Source organism: Actinoplanes sp. NPDC026623 (genome assembly GCF_040638275.1).
Taxonomy (GTDB): domain Bacteria; phylum Actinomycetota; class Actinomycetes; order Mycobacteriales; family Micromonosporaceae; genus Actinoplanes.
This window is the reverse complement of sequence record NZ_JBEZXZ010000004.1, coordinates 95,063-114,807: the sequence shown is the minus strand read 5'-3', so window position 1 is coordinate 114,807 and position 19,745 is coordinate 95,063. Positions and strand designations below refer to the sequence as shown.

At 69.8% G+C, this 19,745-nt stretch carries 24 protein-coding genes and 1 pseudogene; 7 read left to right on the top strand and 18 right to left on the bottom strand.

What is annotated here, in order from left to right:
* Nucleotides 1–74 precede the first annotated feature (74 nt).
* Nucleotides 75–257, top strand: a pseudogene (locus tag AB0F10_RS02490) (hypothetical protein); the annotation flags it as partial.
* A gap of 241 nt (nucleotides 258–498) precedes the next feature.
* Here AB0F10_RS02490 and AB0F10_RS02485 read toward each other — a convergent pair.
* From AB0F10_RS02485 to AB0F10_RS02465, 5 genes are read right to left on the bottom strand one after another with little or no spacing between them, the layout of a single operon-like run.
* Nucleotides 499–2,070, bottom strand: coding sequence for a hypothetical protein (locus AB0F10_RS02485; RefSeq protein WP_360620025.1), 1,572 nt, complete (start codon nucleotides 2,068–2,070; stop codon nucleotides 499–501).
* Nucleotides 2,071–2,108: 38 nt separating this feature from the next.
* Nucleotides 2,109–3,128: an ABC transporter ATP-binding protein gene (locus tag AB0F10_RS02480; RefSeq protein ID WP_360620024.1), complete on the bottom strand. Its 1,020-nt coding sequence runs from the start codon at nucleotides 3,126–3,128 to the stop codon at nucleotides 2,109–2,111.
* Nucleotides 3,056–3,724, bottom strand: a complete 669-nt coding sequence (locus AB0F10_RS02475; protein ID WP_360620031.1) for a TetR family transcriptional regulator — start codon at nucleotides 3,722–3,724, stop codon at nucleotides 3,056–3,058. Before AB0F10_RS02475 ends, AB0F10_RS02480 begins: the two co-directional genes overlap by 73 nt.
* Nucleotides 3,725–3,752: 28 nt before the next feature.
* Complete coding sequence (locus AB0F10_RS02470) at nucleotides 3,753–3,944, bottom strand: universal stress protein (RefSeq protein ID WP_360620023.1); 192 nt, start codon at nucleotides 3,942–3,944, stop codon at nucleotides 3,753–3,755.
* 26 nt (nucleotides 3,945–3,970) lie between these two features.
* The gene (locus AB0F10_RS02465) at nucleotides 3,971–4,189 is read right to left on the bottom strand and encodes a universal stress protein (RefSeq protein ID WP_360620022.1); all 219 of its coding nucleotides are present in this window, start codon (nucleotides 4,187–4,189) and stop codon (nucleotides 3,971–3,973) included.
* 125 nt (nucleotides 4,190–4,314) lie between these two features.
* Between AB0F10_RS02465 and AB0F10_RS02460 the strand changes: the two genes are divergently transcribed.
* Nucleotides 4,315–4,659, top strand: coding sequence for a hypothetical protein (locus AB0F10_RS02460; RefSeq protein WP_360620021.1), 345 nt, complete (start codon nucleotides 4,315–4,317; stop codon nucleotides 4,657–4,659).
* An 817-nt stretch (nucleotides 4,660–5,476) separates the two neighbouring features.
* Here the strand turns inward: AB0F10_RS02460 and AB0F10_RS02455 are convergent.
* A complete protein-coding gene (locus AB0F10_RS02455; RefSeq protein ID WP_360620020.1) occupies nucleotides 5,477–5,848 on the bottom strand; it encodes a transposase in 372 nt (123 codons plus the stop codon).
* A 336-nt stretch (nucleotides 5,849–6,184) separates the two neighbouring features.
* Nucleotides 6,185–6,535: a hypothetical protein gene (locus tag AB0F10_RS02450; RefSeq protein WP_360620019.1), complete on the bottom strand. Its 351-nt coding sequence runs from the start codon at nucleotides 6,533–6,535 to the stop codon at nucleotides 6,185–6,187.
* 185 nt (nucleotides 6,536–6,720) lie between these two features.
* On the opposite strand from AB0F10_RS02450, the gene AB0F10_RS02445 reads away from it, so the two are divergent.
* From AB0F10_RS02445 to AB0F10_RS02435, 3 genes are all read left to right on the top strand, one after another.
* A complete protein-coding gene (locus tag AB0F10_RS02445) occupies nucleotides 6,721–7,155 on the top strand; it encodes a hypothetical protein (protein WP_360620018.1) in 435 nt (144 codons plus the stop codon).
* Between the two features lie 163 nt (nucleotides 7,156–7,318).
* Nucleotides 7,319–7,684, top strand: a complete 366-nt coding sequence (locus AB0F10_RS02440) for a hypothetical protein (RefSeq protein ID WP_360620017.1) — start codon at nucleotides 7,319–7,321, stop codon at nucleotides 7,682–7,684.
* Nucleotides 7,685–8,138: 454 nt separating this feature from the next.
* Nucleotides 8,139–8,555: a PRC-barrel domain-containing protein gene (locus tag AB0F10_RS02435; protein ID WP_360620016.1), complete on the top strand. Its 417-nt coding sequence runs from the start codon at nucleotides 8,139–8,141 to the stop codon at nucleotides 8,553–8,555.
* 219 nt (nucleotides 8,556–8,774) lie between these two features.
* On the opposite strand, the gene AB0F10_RS02430 is transcribed toward AB0F10_RS02435, so the two are convergent.
* Nucleotides 8,775–9,449: a response regulator transcription factor gene (locus AB0F10_RS02430; RefSeq protein ID WP_360620015.1), complete on the bottom strand. Its 675-nt coding sequence runs from the start codon at nucleotides 9,447–9,449 to the stop codon at nucleotides 8,775–8,777.
* A gap of 74 nt (nucleotides 9,450–9,523) precedes the next feature.
* Here AB0F10_RS02430 and AB0F10_RS02425 point away from each other — a divergent pair, with 74 nt between their 5' ends.
* Nucleotides 9,524–9,757 (top strand): STAS domain-containing protein, encoded by a 234-nt coding sequence (locus AB0F10_RS02425; protein WP_360620014.1) that lies wholly within the window; start codon nucleotides 9,524–9,526, stop codon nucleotides 9,755–9,757.
* On the opposite strand, the gene AB0F10_RS02420 is transcribed toward AB0F10_RS02425, so the two are convergent.
* Nucleotides 9,715–10,251, bottom strand: a complete 537-nt coding sequence (locus AB0F10_RS02420; protein WP_360620013.1) for an STAS domain-containing protein — start codon at nucleotides 10,249–10,251, stop codon at nucleotides 9,715–9,717. The two genes, AB0F10_RS02425 and AB0F10_RS02420, sit on opposite strands and share 43 nt — an antisense overlap.
* A 218-nt stretch (nucleotides 10,252–10,469) precedes the next feature.
* Here AB0F10_RS02420 and AB0F10_RS02415 point away from each other — a divergent pair, with 218 nt between their 5' ends.
* The gene (locus AB0F10_RS02415) at nucleotides 10,470–10,967 is read left to right on the top strand and encodes a nitroreductase family deazaflavin-dependent oxidoreductase (RefSeq protein ID WP_360620012.1); all 498 of its coding nucleotides are present in this window, start codon (nucleotides 10,470–10,472) and stop codon (nucleotides 10,965–10,967) included.
* Between the two features lie 57 nt (nucleotides 10,968–11,024).
* On the opposite strand, the gene AB0F10_RS02410 is transcribed toward AB0F10_RS02415, so the two are convergent.
* Genes AB0F10_RS02410 through ctaD form a run of 9 tightly spaced genes read right to left on the bottom strand, consistent with a single transcriptional unit; the run spans nucleotide 11,025 to nucleotide 19,742 of the window.
* Nucleotides 11,025–12,212, bottom strand: coding sequence for an FAD-dependent monooxygenase (locus AB0F10_RS02410; RefSeq protein ID WP_360620011.1), 1,188 nt, complete (start codon nucleotides 12,210–12,212; stop codon nucleotides 11,025–11,027).
* Nucleotides 12,213–12,214: 2 nt separating this feature from the next.
* Complete coding sequence (locus AB0F10_RS02405; protein ID WP_360620010.1) at nucleotides 12,215–13,903, bottom strand: ubiquinol-cytochrome c reductase cytochrome b subunit; 1,689 nt, start codon at nucleotides 13,901–13,903, stop codon at nucleotides 12,215–12,217.
* Nucleotides 13,900–14,745, bottom strand: coding sequence for a Rieske 2Fe-2S domain-containing protein (locus AB0F10_RS02400; RefSeq protein ID WP_360620009.1), 846 nt, complete (start codon nucleotides 14,743–14,745; stop codon nucleotides 13,900–13,902). The genes AB0F10_RS02405 and AB0F10_RS02400 overlap by 4 nt, the downstream gene beginning before the upstream one ends.
* Before the next feature lie 17 nt (nucleotides 14,746–14,762).
* The gene (locus tag AB0F10_RS02395) at nucleotides 14,763–15,539 is read right to left on the bottom strand and encodes a c-type cytochrome (RefSeq protein WP_360620008.1); all 777 of its coding nucleotides are present in this window, start codon (nucleotides 15,537–15,539) and stop codon (nucleotides 14,763–14,765) included.
* A gap of 10 nt (nucleotides 15,540–15,549) precedes the next feature.
* Nucleotides 15,550–15,942 carry a c-type cytochrome gene (locus AB0F10_RS02390; protein ID WP_360620007.1) on the bottom strand — a complete coding sequence of 131 codons (393 nt, stop codon included), beginning with the start codon at nucleotides 15,940–15,942 and terminating at the stop codon, nucleotides 15,550–15,552.
* Nucleotides 15,939–16,820 carry a cytochrome c oxidase assembly protein gene (locus AB0F10_RS02385; RefSeq protein ID WP_360620006.1) on the bottom strand — a complete coding sequence of 294 codons (882 nt, stop codon included), beginning with the start codon at nucleotides 16,818–16,820 and terminating at the stop codon, nucleotides 15,939–15,941. The genes AB0F10_RS02390 and AB0F10_RS02385 overlap by 4 nt, the downstream gene beginning before the upstream one ends.
* A complete protein-coding gene (locus AB0F10_RS02380; protein ID WP_360620005.1) occupies nucleotides 16,811–17,194 on the bottom strand; it encodes a hypothetical protein in 384 nt (127 codons plus the stop codon). Before AB0F10_RS02380 ends, AB0F10_RS02385 begins: the two co-directional genes overlap by 10 nt.
* On the bottom strand, nucleotides 17,194–17,811 hold the full coding sequence (locus AB0F10_RS02375; RefSeq protein WP_360620004.1) for a cytochrome c oxidase subunit 3: 618 nt from the start codon (nucleotides 17,809–17,811) through the stop codon (nucleotides 17,194–17,196). Before AB0F10_RS02375 ends, AB0F10_RS02380 begins: the two co-directional genes overlap by 1 nt.
* Complete coding sequence (ctaD, locus tag AB0F10_RS02370) at nucleotides 17,808–19,742, bottom strand: cytochrome c oxidase subunit I (protein WP_360620003.1); 1,935 nt, start codon at nucleotides 19,740–19,742, stop codon at nucleotides 17,808–17,810. The genes AB0F10_RS02375 and ctaD overlap by 4 nt, the downstream gene beginning before the upstream one ends.
* Nucleotides 19,743–19,745 lie beyond the last annotated feature (3 nt).

Sequence of the window (19,745 nt, the reverse complement as noted above, 5' to 3'; positions counted from 1 at the left end):
GATCCTCGTGGGCTTGCTTGAGCCGGATGCATGGAAACGTGCACGTCCGGTTCTGAGGGGGCGGCGGCGCAGCAATGCGCCGTCGCTACCCGGCCTGGTCGGCTCCTCGTTCGGCTTTCGTCGGGTTCCGCTTTCCGGCGGAGGTAATCCTGGTGGCAGTGCGCCGGTACCTGCGAAACGGGTTCTCCTATCGCAATGCCAAGGAGTTGCTTGCCGAGCGGGGCGTCGAGGTCGACCACGTCACGGTGTACCGGTGGGGTGCTGTGTCGTGCCGGGGTGGAAGGCACCGGCTCCTACGGGGCCGCGCTCGCGGGTTACATCGCGTCGCAAACCGTCCGGATGTCCCTCAGCTGGGCCCGGAGATCCCACCCACTGCTGTTTCCCATCCGGGCACGTCGCTGCCCCGCTGTGCCTCTACGGAGACCTGGCGCTACACCCGCCCCGCCATCCGGGACCTCACCAGCTGCTGCCTGGACTCTGCGCGCCGGGGGCTGAGGATCAGGCGCGCGGTACGTCACGACGGTGAAAGGCAGTGACCCCAGCCACGAGGAGCGCACCGGCGACAATGGAGAGGGCGGCCAGGTTACCGGCCTGGACCGTCCCCACCGGCGGGCTCCCGACGTGCGTGGTGGGAGCGAGGTCGAGCATCCACCAGGCGAATTTCAGGCCGGGACCGAGGAAGGCGATGAAGGTCACTGTCGCGTAGGCCGCCCAGGTGAGCCCGAAGGCGCGCGGCCACCTGCCGTACAGGGCGAGCGCGAGGCCGGCGAGCACTAGTTCCGCCGGCAGGTAGGCCAGGCCGGCGGTCATTATGGCGCCGGTCTCGCCGGTGTTGCCGATCGACCAGGCGGTCGTCACGGCGAGGACCAGAGACGAGGCGACGACGATGAGCAGCAGCCCGGCCATGATGACAGCGCTGTGGGCTGCCAGCCAGCGGTTGCGGGAAAGCGCACCGGCGAGCCGAGTCTCCAGGCGGCCTTCCGCTTCCTCGGTGCGGAGGATGCCGATCGCCTGAATGACGTACCCGGCGGCGATGACGGCCAGGTAGAGCTGGGTGGCGGCCACGAATCCGTCCAGTGGCCGGCCGGCTGCGATACCCATGGCCCGGCTCAGCGCGGCGTTGCCGGCCATCGCGTCGAGAAACGGGCGGGCCAGCGCGCCCATCATCGCGGTGAGCAGGATTCCGCCCGACAGCCAGCCCGCGGTCGCCGGGCCGTGGATCCAGGCCGCGAAGCCGATCGGCCGACGCCGCATCCGGGGCGCCGGCCGGGTCGCACCCGCGCCGACGCGCAGCAGAGCACTGCCGACATCGCGGCGAGCGGCCAGCCACACGGCGGCGCCGCCCATGACGAGGCCGGCGACGGCGGGGACGGCGAGCAACCACCACCGCTGGTCGCCGAACGGTGCGGTCTTCTCCGCCCACCCCAGCGGTGACAGCCAGACGAGCCACGTGTTGGTCGCGTCGCCGATGCCGCGCAGGACGTACGCCGCGGCGAGCACGACCAGGCTCCAGGTGTAGACGCCGCGAGCGTGCCGCACGAGTTGTGCCAGCAGAGCCGCGAAGCCGGCGAACACGAAGGCCAGCGCGCCGAGCGCCACGCTGTACAGGATGGCACCGGGCACCGGGACCCCCGAGAAGGCCAGGCCGGCGGCGAACAGGACGGCTGTGGCGAGGATCGCTGCGGTCGCCACTGTGAGGGCGGCCAGTACCGGTTGGTGGCGGGCGATCCGGCCGCCCAGGATCATCTCGAGCCGGCCGGACTCCTCCTCACGTCGTGTCGAACCAGCGATCAGCGCGATGCCCAGCAGCGGGAGCAGGAACGAGGCGAGGAACCCGAACTCGTCCTGGATCACGCCACCCAGGCTGTCGATACCTTCTACGTGACCGTTGATCGCCGCCAGCGCGCTGCCGGAGGTGACCGCCTCGACGTAGGTGTGGATCTTGGTCGGCGTGTCGTAGATTCCGGCGACGGCGGCGGCTGTCCCGATCATGCTCGCGGCGAGGGCGATCGGCCAGACTAGGATCGCCCGGCGGTGGGTACGCCAGACGATCCCAACCATGGTGTTCATCCGGGGCCGGCGACGGCCCGCCGCACCTGCCCTGGCACTCATCGCGTGGCCTCGGCAAGCGTTTCGCCGGTCTGCTGGGCGTCGAGCGCCTCGCCGTAACTGCGCAGGAACAGCGTATCGAGGCTCGGCGGGGTGACGGTCAGGGTCTGGATGCGTGCGGCGTGCAGCCTGCCAATCGCCGCGTCGAGGTGCTCCGCGTCGATGGTGAACCTGGCGTCGACCCGCCCGTCGATCCGTTCGCAGACGCAGTCGGCCACCCCTGGGACGCCGGCCATTCCCTCGGGTTCGGCGACGGTGATCGCGTGCACAGAGGTTCGGGTGTGGCGGCGCAGGTCCGCCAGGCTGCCGGTGGTGACGGTGCGGCCGCGGCGGATGATGCTCACCCGGTCGGCCAGCGCCTCGACTTCGCCGAGGATGTGGCTGGATAGCAGCACGGTCACGCCGTCCTCCCTCCGCTCGCGTACGCATTGCTGGAAGACCTGCTCCATCAGCGGGTCCAGTCCGGACGTGGGCTCGTCGAGGACGAGCAGGTCCGCCTCCGCGGCCAGGGCCGCGACGAGGGCGACTTTCTGGCGGTTGCCTTTGGAGTAGTCTCGGATGCGCTTCGTCGGGTCGAGATCGAAACGTGCGATCAGGTCGTCCCGGCGCCGCACGTCGACCCCGCCGTGCGTCGCACCGAGCACGTCGAGGCACTGACCACCGGTCAGGCCCGGCCACAGCGCGACGTCTCCGGCCACGTAGGCGAGGCGACCGTGCAGCGAGGCGGCCTCCCGCCAGGGGTCGGCGCCGAACAGCTCGACGTGACCGGCGGTGGCCCGGATCAGCCCCAGCAGGATCCGGATGGTGGTGGACTTGCCCGACCCGTTCGGGCCGAGAAAACCATGGACCTCGCCCGGACGCACCGTGAGATCCAAGCCGTCGAGGGCACGGACCTTCCCGAACGTCTTGCTGAGGTTCTGAAGTTGAATGACGTGGGCGGACTGGTTCACGAGGATTCCTCCCCGGGCGTGGCTACGAACGCGCCCTTCGTGTAGACGGCGGTGGCTTCTCCGGCCCATCGGGCGATGCCCTCGGGCGTGAGCGGGTCGACCCCGATAGCGGCGGCGACCTGGTTGCGCAGCAGGACGAGCGCAAGATCGTTGACCAGAAGGAACGCCGCCCGGACCGCCGGATCTTCGGTCGGTCGGGCGGCGCCGATCTCGGTCATGGAGTCGAGCAGACGCCGGGTGAGGGCGTACCAACGACCGAACAACGCCGCGCCCGCCGGATCGTTGACGAGTAACAGGCGGCGCAGGTAGGCGGGCAGCGGCGAACCGTGCGGGAAGGCCCGGGCGAACATCTCGGCCACCGACCCCAGGCTGCCCCCGGTCATTGCCTCGGCCAGCTCGTGCTCGTCCATCGAGAACAGCGCGTCGAATGCCTGCCCGGCGTAACCGTCCACCGCGGCCCGCAGCCCCTCCTTGCTGCCGAAGTGATGCACCACGAGCGCGGGCGACACCCCTGCCGCCGCGGCGATCTCCCGCACCGTGACGGCATCGTGCCCGCGCTCGGCGAACAGGCGCAGCGCGGCATTGCGGATGTTCGCCTTGGCCGTGAGGTCACTCTCGTCTACTGCTGAACCCATGTTCAACACATTAAACAGTTGTTCAACCACGGTCAAGACAGCCCTCAGCTCGAGCCGGTTACTCCTTGTCGCGTACGACCACGACCGGACACGTGGCGTGCTCGGTGCAGTACACGCTGGTCGAGCCGAGCAACACGGAAGCGAATCCGCCGTGCCCGCGACTTCCGACGACCAGAAGTGTCGCTGCCTTCGCCTGGTCGAGCAGGGCCGCGGCAGGATGACCGCGGAGCACGACCTGGTCGACCGTCACGTCCGGGTGCCGCGAGCAGGCGGCGTTCACCGCCTCGGCCAGCGCCTGCCCGCAGCACCGGCGAGGTCCTCGCCGTCGAGCACGGTCGGTCCGAACCCGAGGCCGGCCGGGACATCCCAAGCGATCGCGGCCTCGACGACAGCGCCAGTGGCCTCAGCTTGGCTCAACGCCCACTCCAGCGCACGACCTGACGGGGCAGACCCGTCGACACCCACCACCACGCACGGTCGATCGTTCTGCGACATCGACGACACCTCCCATCACCTACGACATCGGTCTATCGCGACGTCGCCCGGGCCGGCCAGGGCCGCCCGGCCCGCCGGTCGGGGCCGCCAGTCCGCGCACCTGCCGCACCGGGCCACCTGCCGCAATGTCGAGCTTCGACCTGACCGCCACCATCGCCTTCGGCGCCGTGATGGGTCACGCCGTGCTGGGCCACACGCCGACGCTCACCGCCGGGTTGCTCGGCACGCTGACCCTGCTCGCGCTGAAGGTAGCGTCGGCCACCTTCATACCGCGCAGTTCAGTCTCGCTGAGCTCCGGTGTGTTCGGCGTTTTGTTGCTCATCGCGTCTGTTCTCCTCGTCGGTCTCGTCGGCGATCGAACACCCGATCGTCGTGCCGGCCGCTTACCCCGCGCGGCGACCTTCACACGCCGACAATGGACCGTTCGGGGCGCCGATGCGTTGGCCGATCGGGTGTTCAGGCAAGGTTGATCGATGAAGCATGATCCTCGGTCTCGCAACTGGTCGGCGCCCCGCTCGGCATTCGCCGGATTACGGTTCCCGGCCGAGGTGATCGTGGTGGCCGTGCGCTGGTAGCTGGCTACGGGCTGTCCCACCGCGACGTGCAGGAACTGCTCGCGGAGCGCGGTGGGGTGCCGCGGGGTCGTGATCACGGCGGTGGCGCGCCGGCCGGCCGGGAGGGTGCGGGCGGTCTGGGTTGCCAGGCGGCGGTGGCGGTTTGGTGGGCCAGTTCGGCTTGTTCAGCCAGGCGCCGCTCGGCGTCGCGGACTGCTTGAGGGAGTACCCCGATGCGGTTTCCCTGCGGCCGCGGATAGCGGAGTGTCCGGCGCGGAGCTCGAGTTGGCGGTGCTTGTGCGCGACCAGCGACGGCTGGGCGAAGGCGTACTGGGTGCCGTGCGTGAGGTTGACCGCCTCTGAGCTCCAGCAGCGCTAGAACGCCAGCTCACCGGTGGTGCTGTTGCGGCGGATCAGGATGCTGTGCCGGCCGTCGCCGCAGTCGGTGTCGGTGCTGACCTCGTCGAGCCAGGCCAGTCGTAAAGCCTCGGGCATTTGGACCCCGCGCCCGCTGAGCGGCGTTGCCAGGCCGCGGCGGGCAGGTCGGCGGCGAGGTGATCGGCGCGGCGGCGCGCTTTGCCGCCGTCGCGCGGGACCAGGTGGTCGCACCAGACTGCCAGGACATAGCCGAGTCGCAGTTCCCGCCTCCGGAAAAGGAAGGTGCCGCTGTTGCCGTTGGCCTCGTCCGCGGCGACCCACCGGGCCGGCACGCAGGCCTCGACGGCTGCGGTGATCAGTTCCCAGCGCTTGGCGAACACCATCTGCTCAGCACACCCGCGGCCCGCATCCGGCTGGGGTCGTCGGTCCAGGACACCGGCAGGTAGAGGCGACGGTCGATAAGGGTGTGCCCGCGCCAGCCGGCCGAGGTCATGAACACCGCGACCTGGGCGTTCTCGAGCCGCCCCGCCGTGCCGGTGTATTGCCGTTGGACCCCGACCGTGTCGGTGCCCTTCTTCACGTCCCCGGTCTCGTCCGGGACCAGCACACCATCGGGATCACCGAGGCTCTGCACGACCAAGACTCGCACATCGTCGCGGACGGCGGCCGCGTCCCACACCGTCCGATACAGCAACCGCTGCATCGCGTCCGGGCGGGTGTCCGGCATATTCCGCGAGCTGCCAACTCGTCTTCACCTCAAGATCGGCCAACGGGCCGGTGACGAACCCCGACCCTGCGCGCCGCGTTTCCACTCGGGCAAACCGGCCCGCGAACCCACCGAGTACCTGGTCCAGAACATGCCGCCAGCCGGCAACGTTTACGCTCTGACCAGCGAGCACCGCAAGACTTGACCATTTGTCCACACATACAGACGATCACGCGGTGGCCGCCCTGCATCTACCCGCCCCGACCATGATCTCGAACGGCGGCTGCCGTACTGGAGCCGTAGGTCCCGTTTGGGCCGCGTCATGCGGCGGCCTGCTTGTCGTCCCGCATCTGCCTGCTAATCGGCGCGTCGACTGATCTCGCAACGCAACGGCGCCGCGTCGCCTATCCTGACAGCTCCGCTGTGACGAGGTTCTTCAGGAACTTGTCTTGTCCAGTACGAGCTGCCCGGCGAAGGTGGCGTTCGCGTCGGCGTCGAGTGTGGCGTGTTCCAGGGCGGCGGCGGCTGACCGGTCCAGGTAACGTTGGTACCAGGTACGGCGACGTCGCTGCTCGTGCGGTTCGGCACGATTGAGAAGGCGAACTTGTCATCGTCGATTTTCCTGATGCTCAATCCGGCCTGTGGATAGGTATCGGTGTTGGTCATCCGTCGCACGGCCAGAGCGGCTTTGCTGGTAACGGCGATCATGTGCTTCCTCCTTGTGGATGGTGTTGGCTGCTTCACAATTGCCCACCGGGCGACGAGCAATCCCATGTGATCGCGAAGTCACTGACCTTTCACGGAACTGCGAAGATCTTCATGCGATCGTCGAATAACCGCCGTGGTTGACTGATTTGTCAACGGTGTGGCCATCCGCATGAGTCATCTCCAGAATGTCGGGCGGTGTCGGCATACGGCTGGCGCGGGCCGAGTGCGACGACGCCGAGGTCGCCGCGGGCCGGCCGGTCGGCCGCATGAACGAACTGGTCCCGGACGGAGGTCCTTTGGTGAACGCTGCGGCACCGATGCTGACGCGCGAGGGCTGTCCGGCTGACGCGGCGGTCTGCAGAGCGGTGGGGGGTTGCTCAAGGACGACGAGCGCATTGCAGATCGGTTTCCGGCATCAACAAGGCGAATTCGTCACCGCCGACGCGTCTGACGCATGCGGCACCTCCACATTTGCGGGCTCGCGAACGGCGCTGGCGTTGGCGTTGGCCAGTGGGGTCACCGGATCGGTCCGGGAAGCGCTGCGTTCCTCGGTCAGTTTTGTCGCCTGCATGAACCAGAGCGACAACGGGTCGGAGGACGCAAACCGAATTCGGGCGTGATCGCCGTGCGAAAGGGTCTACGAACGCCGGTGTCGCGAGGCTGACGGGCCCAGGCTGATTGAGCCGGCCTTGAGCCAGGTAGTTGCTCTGGGACGCCGCGCGGGCCATCCGAACATGGTGGGTGGCCGACGGCAGACAGGAACGTCGACGAGAGGAGACAGCGGTGGACACGAGCAAAGATCGGCCCCCCATCGCGCAGGTCCGTAATGGTATGCACGTGGTCGACCGCGCCGGGGAGGATATAGGCGTCGTCAAGCTGGTGCGCAAGGGAGATCCGCAGCCGGTCGCCGGCGACGGTGAGGGAGCCGGCGAAGGCAAGCCGGACCTCATCGCGGGCCTCGGCGAGCAGGCCGAGCCCGAGCTGATCGGTCCGTTCGCCGACCGGATGCTACGTGCCGGCTATCTGAAGATCGACTGCTCCGGATTCTTTCCCGGTGACGCCTACACCCTCGGCGATGAGGTCGTCGTCGTGCACGGCACCACCGTTCACCTGAGCAGTACCAGGGACTCATCGGTCAAGGAAAGCTGACCGCTGGGTGCGTGGCCGCAGATCCATCCGTGGCCACGCACCCGCTCCCTCCCTCGGAAAGCCCCACGAAGTGCCGGTGCGGGCAAGGCGTCCAGGTCGCCGGCACACGCACGACCGCAGCACTGGGCGCCTGTCGGGTTCGACCGGCGCGGGCCGGTCCGTCCGGCAAGCATCCATCCGGCAGAACGCGTAACCAATTCGCTGACATCGCCCTAGATCCGGCTGGTGGCGCGCACGAGACGGCCGACCCGGTCGCCACCGGCAGGGTCTGCCAAACGGTCATGTGTATGTCATTGTTTCGCGCTGGACTCGCAGAGTGCTGCGCATACCTTGAAGCAAAGACCGGCGTCGGTGCACGTTCCAGTGGCGACGTGGAGCGCTTGGTGGATCGACACGAGAACGGGGATCGTCCCGCCGAACTCGCGCGGAACTGGCCCCCAGACGGGAGACCACGATGGCCAAACGACAGCCAACCCTGGTGAGGCTTGGTGACACGGACCAGACCCTCGCCGATCCCCACCTCGACATCCGGGGACGTACGGTCCGTGACCGCGAGGGGGGAGAGATCGGCAAGGTCGACGACCTGCTCGTCGACGCCCTGGAGAGGAAGGTCCGGATGCTGCTGGTGGAGCACGGCGGCATCCTCGGGATCGGTGCGACACCCTTCTTCGTCCCGGTGGAGGCAGTCACTCGAGTCACGGAGGACGAGGTCCACGTCGATCGGTTGGGCAAGGAGGTCGTGGAGTCGCCGCGGTACGACCCGGAGTTGGTCGATCAGGAGCCTTACCTCGCCGACGTGTACGGGTACTACGGCTACATGCCGTACTGGACGTCTGGACAAGCTGCCCCGATGCGACATGGACAGCCGTAACCGGCATCCGCCGGAGCCGTCTTCCGCATTTGGTCTGCGAACGGTGACGTCTACCGTCTCCTGACCGGTTAACGGTGCGAAGGTCGTCGTCCGTCCACCGGTCCAATTTCACGGGCTGCGGCGGTGTGCTGTCTGACCTACCGGGTGCCGGGACGCGGCAGCAGTCGGCGCCGTGGCGGTCTTCCCCGTAACGCTGACCCGGGATCGCGGGCCGCGCTCTCATCGCTGCAGTTTGTATCCGAGTCCGCGGACCGTGACCAGATGGCGAGGGGAGCCCGGGCTCTTCTCGATCTTGTGACGCAGCCGCCCGACGTGCACGTCGACGAGGCGTTCGTCGCCGATCTCGTACCCCCACACGCGCTGCAGTAGCTGCTGCCTGGACAGCACCTGCCCGGGATGCTCGGCGAGCTCGCACAGCAGGCGGAACTCCGTACGCGTTACCGCGATGGCCGCCTTGTTCAGCCGGACCTCTCCGGCCTCGGGCAGGATCTCCAGGTCCCCGAAGGTCACCACGGAGATGGCCGGCGCGGCCGTCCGGGCACGGCGACGCAACGCCCGCAGGCGTGCGGCCAGCTCCTTCACCGCGACCGGCTTGACGATGTAGTCGTCGGCGCCTGCTTCGAGGCCGGCGACGATGTCATGGGTGTCGTCCCGGGCGCTGACCACGACGATCGGTACATCGTCCTCGCGGCGGAGCTGGCGGATGCACTCGAAGCCGTCCATGCCGGGCAGCATCAGGTCGACCAGCACCGTGTCCGCGGGTTGGCTGCGCTGACTGGTCAGGCCCTCCTCGGCCGTCGCCACGGCCCGCACGGTGTAGCCCTCGTCCTCCAGGGCCATCGTCAGCGACAGGCGGATCCGGTCGTCGTCCTCGATCAGCAGCACGGAGCTCATAACCGCATGATGCCTTGCCCGATCTCCACCGGCACGCCACCCAGAGCCCCGGTGCGGTTTGTCATCCGACTGTCATGGAACTGCGGGCCGGCCACGACACGCACGACCTGACGCATCACGACATGACCGCCTGCCCGAGCATCGACACGTCGCCACTGGTGACGCTGCTCGGGGTGCACCGGCAGATGAAGCGATCCGGTCGGCAGCTCCTTCTTCGCCGGCCCAGCGCCGACGTCGAACGCCCGCGCTCCGTCGCCCGCGTCAATCATGTGTTCACGATCGAGCGACTGCCGACACCGGGACGTTGATCAGCCGCTCGGGGTCGTCCTCGGTGGTCTGCCCCCGTGCCGGCCGGGTACGCCATGACGCGTGCTGCCGTCATGGCTTGCGGCACGGTGCCGAACGTGGTGAATGCGGTGTCGAGCCGGCTCGCGTGCAGAACGTCGAGCATGAGTCCCGAGGGAGCCGCCAACAGCAGATCACCGCCCTCACGGCATGCCGTCCGGAGTGCCGCGAGCAGCGTGCTCAATCCGACCGAGTCGACGGTGCCGGCCCGGGCGAGGTCGACGATGACGCGCGGATGTGGCCGAGAGCCTCCTCGAGCACATCGCTCAAGCGGGACGCCGAATCCAGGTCCACGTCCCCGACGACCTGCACCAGTGCGGCACCGCAAAAGGTGGTGCAGCGACACGCGGTCGGCTGGCGGCGCGGCGGTCAGGGCCGCACGGTTTCTCTCATCCGGTCTGAGCGCCTGCACCAGCCAGCCTGGGATGACCGGATGGCAGTATGCCTGCGCGTCCATGACGGATCGGTGACAATGCGAGGTCGCGCTGCGGCGAGGAACCGCCGTGAAATGCTCGGTGGCCGGCTATCCCTCAGGTTCGTGCGGGGTATGCGGGCGCTCGGCCGCGTTCGACGCCCGAGGCTGAGTTCGCCCGCGGCGGAAACCCATGCAAGTTCCCTACATGAGTCCGATGGCGATCGCCTCGATGGTCTGCTCGAGGTAACTGAGGGGTGAAGATGCCGGAGGAAGGTCGGCCCCGACAACCGACGGGTCTGCGCCGGCTGCTGCTGCGTGCCCCGGTCCTGCTGTTCCGGGCCCGCACCGGCTGGCTTTTCGTCGGTCGGCTCGTGCTGGTCGAGCATGTGGGACGCCGCACCGGCGCCCGCCGGGCCGTCGTCCTGGAGGTCGTGGACCGCGACCGGACCAGCGGCGCCGTCACGGTCGCGTCCGGCTTCGGCCGGCGTGCGGACTGGTACCGCAACCTGCGCGTTCATCCCGAGGCGACGATGCGGGCGGGTCTGCGCTCGGTACCCGTCACCGCCCGGCCGGTCGACGAGGACCACGCGGTCGAAATCATGATCGCGTACGGCCGGAGGTACCCCCGCACGGCCCGTCGGGTCGCTCGGTTCATGGGCTTGACGGTTGACGGCAGCGCAGAGGGCTACGCGGCAGTCGGCCGGGCCGTACCGTTCCTCACGCTCGTGCCGCGCGCAGCGCCGCCGTCGACCCGCTGAACGAGCGGGCGCGCGAGGACGACCCGCGCGCGCGGAAACGCACCTGGGGCGTACCGGTCACCCGGACACGCCGGTTCGGCGGGCCTGCTCGGCGATCATCGCGGTGGGTTTGCCGACCAGGGCCACGGCGACCAACCGGTCGGCCAATGGCAGCCCGGCCACGGCGAGGGAGGCGCGCCGCAGCCACCGCTGGGTTCGGGTCGCGGGCAGGAACCAGCGCCGGCTCTTCCGGCCGGTGGCCTGTTTGTCGAGCACCACCGGGCGCAGCACCCGCTCGTAGCCGGCCAGTCCTGCCTCGATGGATGCGCTTTGGGCGAGGTGTTCGGCCAGTACATACGCGCCGGCCACGGCCAGGGACGCTCCCTGCCCGGCCAGCAGAGAGACCGCGTAGGCGGCGTCGCCGAGCAGCGCCACCCGGCCGCGGCTCCAGGACGGCATCTGCACCTGGGCGACGTGGTCGTAATACAACTGCTCCGGCGGAGGGCAGGCGGCCAGCGCCCGCGGCGTGATCCAGCCGAGAGCCCGGTACTGGGCGCGGAGGGCGGCGCGCGGGTCGGCCGGCAGGGTGCGGTCAGCGCTGGGATGTACGGCGAACACGGCGACCCGCCCGTCGCGCAGCGCGTAGAAGCCCATCGTGCGGTGCAGCGTGTCGGTCAGGCAGAACCGGCCCGCCACCTCGGCGTGCGCCGGCGGGTCCTCGAAGGTGAACGCCGCGGTGTGCAGCCCGAGGTACCGGACGAAGCCGGAGTCCGGCCCGAACACCAGCGCGCGCACGCCGGAATGGACGCCGTCGCAGCCCACCAGCAGGTCCGCTACCAGCGTGCTGGCGTCGTCGAGGGTCACCGTCACGCCGTCGGCGCGGTTGTCCACTGCGCTGATCGTGGTGGCGTGGCGCAGGTCGACGCCGGCGGGGAGCTGATCGCGCAGTACCCGCTCCAGGTCCGGGCGCATGATGCTGACCACCCGGCCGCCGGCGGCCTTGGCGAACGTTGCGTATCGCAGCCCGGCGCGGCGGCGCCCGGACTCGTCGCAGTAGGCCAGCTCGTCGACCTGGTAACCCAGCCGCAGGATGCCGGGAAGGACACCCATCGCCTCCGCGGCGTCGTATCCGGGGCCGAAGAAGTCAAGCATGTACCCGGCGGTGCGCGGACCCGCCGCCTTCTCGATCATGGTGACCTGGGCGCCGTGCGCGTGCAGCTGCTGGGCCAGGGCCAGACCGGCGATGCCGGCACCTGAGATGATCACTTTCATTCCGGGGCCTCCGAGGGGGACGACCGTCGACGGTCTGCCCGCCGCCCGAGCACCGCCATCGCCACCCACACCAGGCCTGCGGCCGCCTTGGTGGCCGGCCCCGGCTCATGGCGCGGCGGCGGCAGCACCACGCCTTCCGGTGGTCCGTCCTGTTCCACGGATACGCCGGGGAAGGCCGTCCTGGCGGCGGCGAGCGCCTCGGCCCGATCGAGGAACACCTCGTTGCTCGTGAGGTCGTCGCCCGGGCCGTGCCAGCACCACCGCCAGGTGTCGTCCGGGTTGCGCCACAGCCGGATGCGCTCCGCCGGGTGCCGGCTCTCCTCCGGCAACTCGTCGGAGCCGGTCAGGCCCGCGTGCAGATCCTCGCGGGTCAACTCACCCACGGTCGTTGCGGTGCCCGCCCGCAACGATCGGGCGACGACAAAGGCGGTGGCCGCGACGGCGAAAGGCAGGACAAGCACCAGGATCTGCAGCGTACGTAGGATGCCGGTCACCGGTATCCCGGTCAGCCGGGCGAGGATGTCGTCCGCCGCGGTGACCAGCAGAACCGCGAAGAACGTGAGCGCGTACGCGCCGACCGCCACCCGTCCCGGGCGGTCTCGGGGGCGTTCCAGGATCTGGTGCGAGGCCTTGTCTGCGGTGCGCCACCGTTCCAGCCACGGCCAGGCGTACAGCAGCAGGAACGTCACCGTGCCCAGCCCGACGGCCGGGAAGAACGGCGCGGGGACGAGATGGCCGGCGATGTGCACCTCGATCGGCGGGAACAGGCGTAGCGCGCCGTCGCCCCAGGCCACGTACCAGTCCGGCTGGGCGGGCGAGGTAGCCTGCGCGGGATGGAAGGGGCCGTAGATCCACACTGGGTTGATCTGGACGAGGCCACCGAGCGTGAACACCGCGGCCAGCACCCCGGTCAGCAGGCTCAGCGACCGCACCGCGTACGCCGGCCACAGCCGGGAGCCGACGACGTTGTGTTCCCGGCGGCCCGGACCGGGGAACTGCGAGTGCTTCTGCCGGATGATCATGACCAGGTGCAGCGAGATGAGGGCCAGGAAGATCGCCGGCACGATGAGCACGTGGCTGATGTACAGCCGTGGCGCGGTCTCGTCGCTGGGGAACTCGCCGCCGAAGGCGAGCATCGCGATCCATGAGCCCACGACCGGGATGGACAGCACCGTCGAGTAGATGATCCGCAGGCCGGTCCCGGACAGCAGGTCGTCGGGCATCGAGTAGCCGGTGAAGCCGTTGAGCAGCGCCAGCGTCAGCATCGTCACACCCACGACCCAGTTCAGTTCGCGCGGCCGGCGGAACGCCCCGGTGAAGAAGACCCGCAGCAGGTGCACGACGATCGCCGCGACGAACAGCAGGGCGGCCCAGTGGTGCGCCTGCCGGATGAGCAGGCCGGCTCGCACGTCGAAGCTCAGCGTGACCGTGGAGGCGAAGGCGCTGGACACGGTCGAGCCGTCGAGGGGTTGATACGCCCCGTCGTACACGGTGTCGGCGGTGCTCGGGTCGAAGAACAAGGTCAGGTAGGTGCCGGTGAGCAGCAGCGCGAGGAACGCGTAGATCGCGACCTCACCGAACATGAACGTCCAGTGGTCGGGGAAGACCTTGGCTAGGGCCGTACGCCCGGCCGACGTGGTGCCGAGCCGGGCGTCGAGGGCCCGGTAGAGCCGTCGGGTGATCATGGGTAGCTCCAGAACCCCGCGCCAGGCGGAGAGGTGAAGTCGCCGCGGGCGCGCAGGAAGCCGTCGGCGTCGGCCTCGATCGGCAGCCCGGGCAGGGGCCGTGCGGCCGGTCCGGCGATCGGCGCGGCGTCCCGGTTGAGGTCGAACGCGCTCTGATGGCACGGGCACAGCATCCGGGCGGTGGTCTGCTCGTACAGGGCGACGGGGCAGCCGGCGTGGGTGCACAGCAGCGAGTACGCGACCACGTCGCCGACCCGCCCCGCTCCGGGCTCCTTCCGTAGCCGCTCGGGATCCAGCCGCACGAGGAATGCTGGGACGTCGCCGTCACGCCTGTGGCCCTCCGGTACCACGATCTGGATGGTTCCCCGGGCGATGTCGGTGAGGCGCACCGGTGTCCCCTCGGGCGTCACGAGGCGGACGCCCGCGTCCCACGCGGTGTGCCGCAGCATGGTGACCGGATCCGGTTTGCGGAAGGACAGCAGCGACCGCAACGGGAACAGCAGCGCGACGCCGATCGAGCCGGCACCGAGCAGCAGCATGCCGACCAGGCCGCGGCGTCCCAGCGGGCTCTCCGGGCCCTCCATCGCCTCGGCGAGCAGGTCCCGGCGCCGGGGCGGGGCGACCAGTTCGGGTTTCTGCTCGACGTAACCGCCGGTGGGCAGCAGCCGGCGACCCCACGCGGCCAGCCCGTACGCCAGCCCCGCGAACGCGACGCCCAGGCTGATGCCGAGCAGTTGGGTGTTGGCTCCGAGGCTGTAGGTGACCGCGAAGCCCACGGCGCCGAGCACCGTCACGCCGAAGGCGAGCCGGATGCGGCGCACGGCGCCCTTCTCGCCGCTCATCGGTCCCCGCCGGCCGCTCACCGGGCCCGGCTCCCGAGACTGCGGGCGAGCAGCAACAGCGCGCCCAGACCGAGTACCCAGGCCACGGCGCCTTCCGGGAATGGACCGAGGCGGCCCAGGGACCATCCGCCCCGGTCGAGGTCGCCCCGGTCGTTCTGCAGCACGTCGACGTAGGCGGCGATGTCGTTCACCTGCGCGTCGGTCAGCACGGCGGGCGGGAAGGCGGGCATGAGCCCCGGTCCGACCCGTACGGCCTCGCCGATCTGCGTGGGTGTTGCCCGGAAGAGCGACGGCGCGAAGCGGCCGTTGTTCAACGTGGCGCCGACGCCCGCGGCCGAGTGGCAGGCTGAGCAGTACGTCAGGTACAGCTCGCGGCCCGATGGGGTGTGCCCGCCGCCGACCGTGGGAATCGGTGGGCCACCGCCGGGCGGGAAGGAGGCCACGTGCTGCACCAGCGCCCGAATGTCGGCTTCGGAGAACACCGGCTCCTGGTGCTCCTGGAGCTGGTGCTCGGTGCGCAGGGGCATGCGGCCGGTGCTGAGCTGGAAGTCCACGTCCGCCGGTCCGACTCCGGTCAGCACCGGACCGCGCTGGCTGCCCTCGCCCTGCTGGCCGTGGCAGCTGGCACAGCTCTGCTGATAGAGCTGCGTGCCGCGGTCCGATCCGGCGGACCGCGGCGGTGTCGGCGAGGGCGAGGGCGAGGGCGATGCCAGCGGCAGGCCAAGCACGCCAAGGCCGGCCGCGGCGGCCAGGACCCGGCGCCCTCGGCGCGGCGTGGAGGGTTCGTCGGTCACGGTGCGCCCCTCAATCCAGGGTGAACAGGTAGGCGGCGATGTCCTGAGCGTCGGTGGGCGTCACGCCGAGGTCCGGCATGGCGGTGCCCGGTTCGACAGCCTGCGGGTCCATCACCCACCGCTGCAGGTTCGGGCCGCTGTTGACGAGTTCCCCGGCGATGTACGACCGTTTGCCGAATGTGGTCAGCGGGGGCCCGACCAGCCCGTCGGCACCCTTGACGCCCGGCACGGTATGGCACGAGCCACATCCGTACGAGTCGATCAGCCGCTCGCCGCGGGCCGGGTCGCCCGCGGGCACTTCCGCGGGTGGCGCCGGCGGTACCGCCGCGCACGCCGCGGGGACCAGGAGCAGCGCGGCCGTCGCGCCCACCGGCCAGAGCAGGCGCAGCCGATGAATGATCATGCCGGTATCTCCTCTCGGCGAGGCTGTAGGTCACGCTCGCCCGGGTTGCTGCGGTCGAGGGCGACCATCCAGCGCAGGAACACGGCGACGGCGGCGACGAGCATGACGACGTCCATCGGGACCCACATGACCAGGCCGGCGAGCTGCTGATCGGCGAGCGGGTCGGGGCCGGCCAGCGTCCCGGCGGGATAGATCGGACCGGTGGCCAGCGTGAGGACGGCGCCCAGCGCGGCGGCGGGCATGCCGGTGGCGAACAGCAGCAGGAACGACGCCGGTCCGCCGAGCCTGTTCGCCTGCGGTGTCAGCACCGTGGACCAGAGCAGCCAGGCCGCGGCGAGGAACGAGACGTGCTCGATCCCGTGCACCACGGCGTTGTGCTCGACCCAGCCGTACGGACGGGGCAGATGCCACCACCACAGCACCGCCGTGTGCACGCCGGCCGCGACGAGGGCGAGGGTGAGGGGCCGGCGCAGCCACCGGCCGGGCGGTCCGGACCGCAGGCGCGCCACCGTCGTCCTGACCCGGCGGGACGCGGCGAGGGTCAGCGGCAGGCCGGCGCCGCCACAGGCGAGCAGCGGTCCCGCGCCGAGCATGAGGATCATGTGCTGCACCATGTGCCCGGCGAACGACCGCTCGGCCAGCTCGTGCATCGGGCCACGCTGGGCGAGCAGCACCACCACGAGCCCCGCGGCGAAGGCCGTGGCACGCCACCGCGACACCACGGCGCCCCGGCCGCGCCGCGCCCACAGTTCGTGCACGCCGCGGCCGTATGCGGCGCCCAGCCCCGCCAGCGCCAGCAGAGCCGCCACCTCGGTCCACGCGTCGGCGCGCCCCGCGTCGGCGTGGGCCAGGATGATGGTCGGCGCGGTCACTGACATGGCGACAGCACCAGGACGGCGGCGCCACCGGCGAGGATGATGGCAAGGAACAGGGCGTCGGCACCCAGACCGATCAGCAGGAGCATGCCGGTACGTTGCATCCGGGGACTGTCGTGATCGCGCGTCGCGGCCGTGGCCCGCCGCCAGCCCCGCCAGGCCAGTAGCAGGGCCGCGAGGGTGACCAGCGCCGGAATGACCACCCCGGCGCCGACGATGCCGCGCACCGGGACGCCGCCGACGCTGGTGTTGCCGGCCCGGCAGGTCAGCTCGTCGACGCCCCACGCGACGAACACGTGCACGGTCCAGGCTAGGGCGCCGCCCAGTACGGCGAACCACAGGAGGAAGCCGCCGGCCCGGCGGGTCTGTGTCGGCATCACAACCTCGGCGAGAGATAGAGGCACAGGAAGATGGCCACCCACACGACGTCGACGAAGTGCCAGTAGATGGCGGTCAGCCGCACCCGCTCGTGCCGCCGGTAGCCGAAACTGCCGCGCAGCGACGCGGCGAGCAGCCAGCCGACCATCAGCAACCCGACCGCCACGTGGAAGCCGTGCAGGCTCGTGGTCGTGTAGAACAGCGAGCTGTACGCGTCCGTGGTCAGCGTGTGTTTCTTGAGGTCCTCGGAGTACTCCCAGGCCTGCATGCCGAGGAAGGCCAGCCCGAGCACCAGCGTGATGGTGAGCCCGGCACGCAGCCGCCAGCGCTGTCCCTTGCGGATGCCCCGTTCGGCCCACATGACCGGCACGCTGCTGGGCAGCAGCAGCGCCGTCATGATGATGACCTTCGTGAGCTTCGGATCCTCCAGCGGTGGCGGGGGCCATTGCGGGCCGGACTGGAAGCGGATGTAGAAGTAGCTGCCCAGCAGGGCGGCGAAGATCGTCGCCTCGGTCGTGACGAACAGGACCATGCCCCACCAGCCGGTGGTCCGTCCCGAGGGCATCTCGGCCGACAGCAGCCGCGGTGACGTCGCCTTCTCGGCCACAGCCGTCATGGCGCCACCCCCGCTTCCTCCGGCGTGCGTTCGGGCGGCCACAGCCACCGTGCGAGGGCGCCGAAGATCAGCAGCGCGCCGGCTCCGGCGAGCCAGTACCAGCCGGTCCAGTACCAGGCCCAGAGCAGCCCGAGGACGACGACGAGGATGCCCACGGCGGCGGCCAACGGGAGCAGTGACTCCTCCGGCATCTCGATGGCGCCCTCCTGCCTGCCGTCCAGCTCGCTGGTGGTCATCGCCCGATGGCTGGGCAGCGGTTCATCGGTGGCCAGCGCGCGGGTGGTGCGCTCGTCCCACATGGGGTGCAGGCTGTGCACCTGCGGTACGGCGGCGAAGTTGTACGGCCGTGGCGGCGAGGAGGTCCCCCACTCGAGGGTGTCGCCCTGCCACGGATCGTCCGGCGCGGGAGCACCGCGGCGTACGGCGTGGACGACGCCGATGAGCACCAGCAGCAGTCCGACTGCGAGGATGTACGCGCCGATGGTGGAGATGAGATTCCAGATGTCCCAGCCGAGGCCGCCCGGGTAGGTGTAGATGCGCCGGGGCATGCCCAGCAGCCCGGAGACGTGCATCGGCATGAACGTCGTGTTGAAGCCGACGAAGACCAGCCAGAACGCCCAGCGGCTCAGCTTCTCGGCGTACATCCGGCCGGTGAACTTGGGCAGCCAGAAGTAGATGCCGGCGAGCATCGGGAACACCGCGCCGCCGAAGAGCACGTAGTGGAAGTGCGCCACCACGAAGTAGGAGTCGGTCACCTGCTGGTCGAAGGCGGTGATGGCGAACATGACGCCGGTGAAGCCGCCGAGCACGAACGTCACAATGAACCCGACGATGAACAGGAACGGCGTGCGCACCACGATCCGGCCGCGCAGCATCGTGAAGAGCCAGGCGAAGATCTGGATGCCGGAGGGGATGGTGATCAGCGTGCTGGCCGCGCTGAAGAAGCTGTAGGACAGCTGCGGCAGCCCGGTGGCGAACATGTGGTGCACCCACACGCCGAAGCTGATGATCGAGATGGTGACGATCGCCAGGACCATCAGCGGGTACGCGACGACGCCGCGCCGGCAGAACGCGGGCAGCACCGCCGAGACGATGCCCAGCGCCGGCATCACGATGATGTACACGTCCGGGTGCCCGAAGATCCAGAACAGGTGCTGCCACAGCAGGGTGCTGCCGCCATGACCGGGGTCGAAGAAGTGGGCGCCGAACCGGCGGTCCAGGAACAGCATGGCGTTGGCCAGGTTCAGCGCCGGCAACGCGAAAATCACCATGAACGAGGTGCCGACGATCGCCCAGACGAACAGCGGCAGCCGGTTGAGCGACATCCCCGGAGCGCGCATCTTGACCACCGTGACGATGAAATTGATCGCGCCGGCGGTGGTCGAGACGCCGAGGAACAGCAGCCCCAGCGAGTAGACGTCGAGGTTGACGCCGGTCGAGTACGGCGTGTCGGTCAGCGGCACATAGCCGAACCAGCCGCCGTCCGGGGCGCGGCCAACGAGCTGACTGGTGAACATGACAGTCCCGGAGAACACGAAGACCCAGTAGCCGAAGGCGTTCAGGCGCGGGAACGCCATGTCGCGGGCCCCGATGAGCAGCGGCACCAGGAAGTTGCCGAAGCCGAAGAACATCGGCGTGGAGAACAGGAAGATCATCGCGGTGCCGTGCATGGTGAACAGCTGGTCGTAGGCCTCCGGCGACAGCACCGTCGCGTTCGGCCGCGCCAGCTGCGTGCGAAGGATCATGGCGTCGGTGCCGGCCAGGATGAAGAACACTCCCGCGGTCACCATGTATCGGCGGCCGATGCGCTTGTGGTCCACGGTGCTGAACCAGCTGCGCAGCGACGGCCGCTCACCCCAGTTTTTCTCGAGCTCGGCCAGGGCCTCGTCGCGAGAGGCAGAGCGCGATTGTTCCTCGGTGTCGACGGACATGCG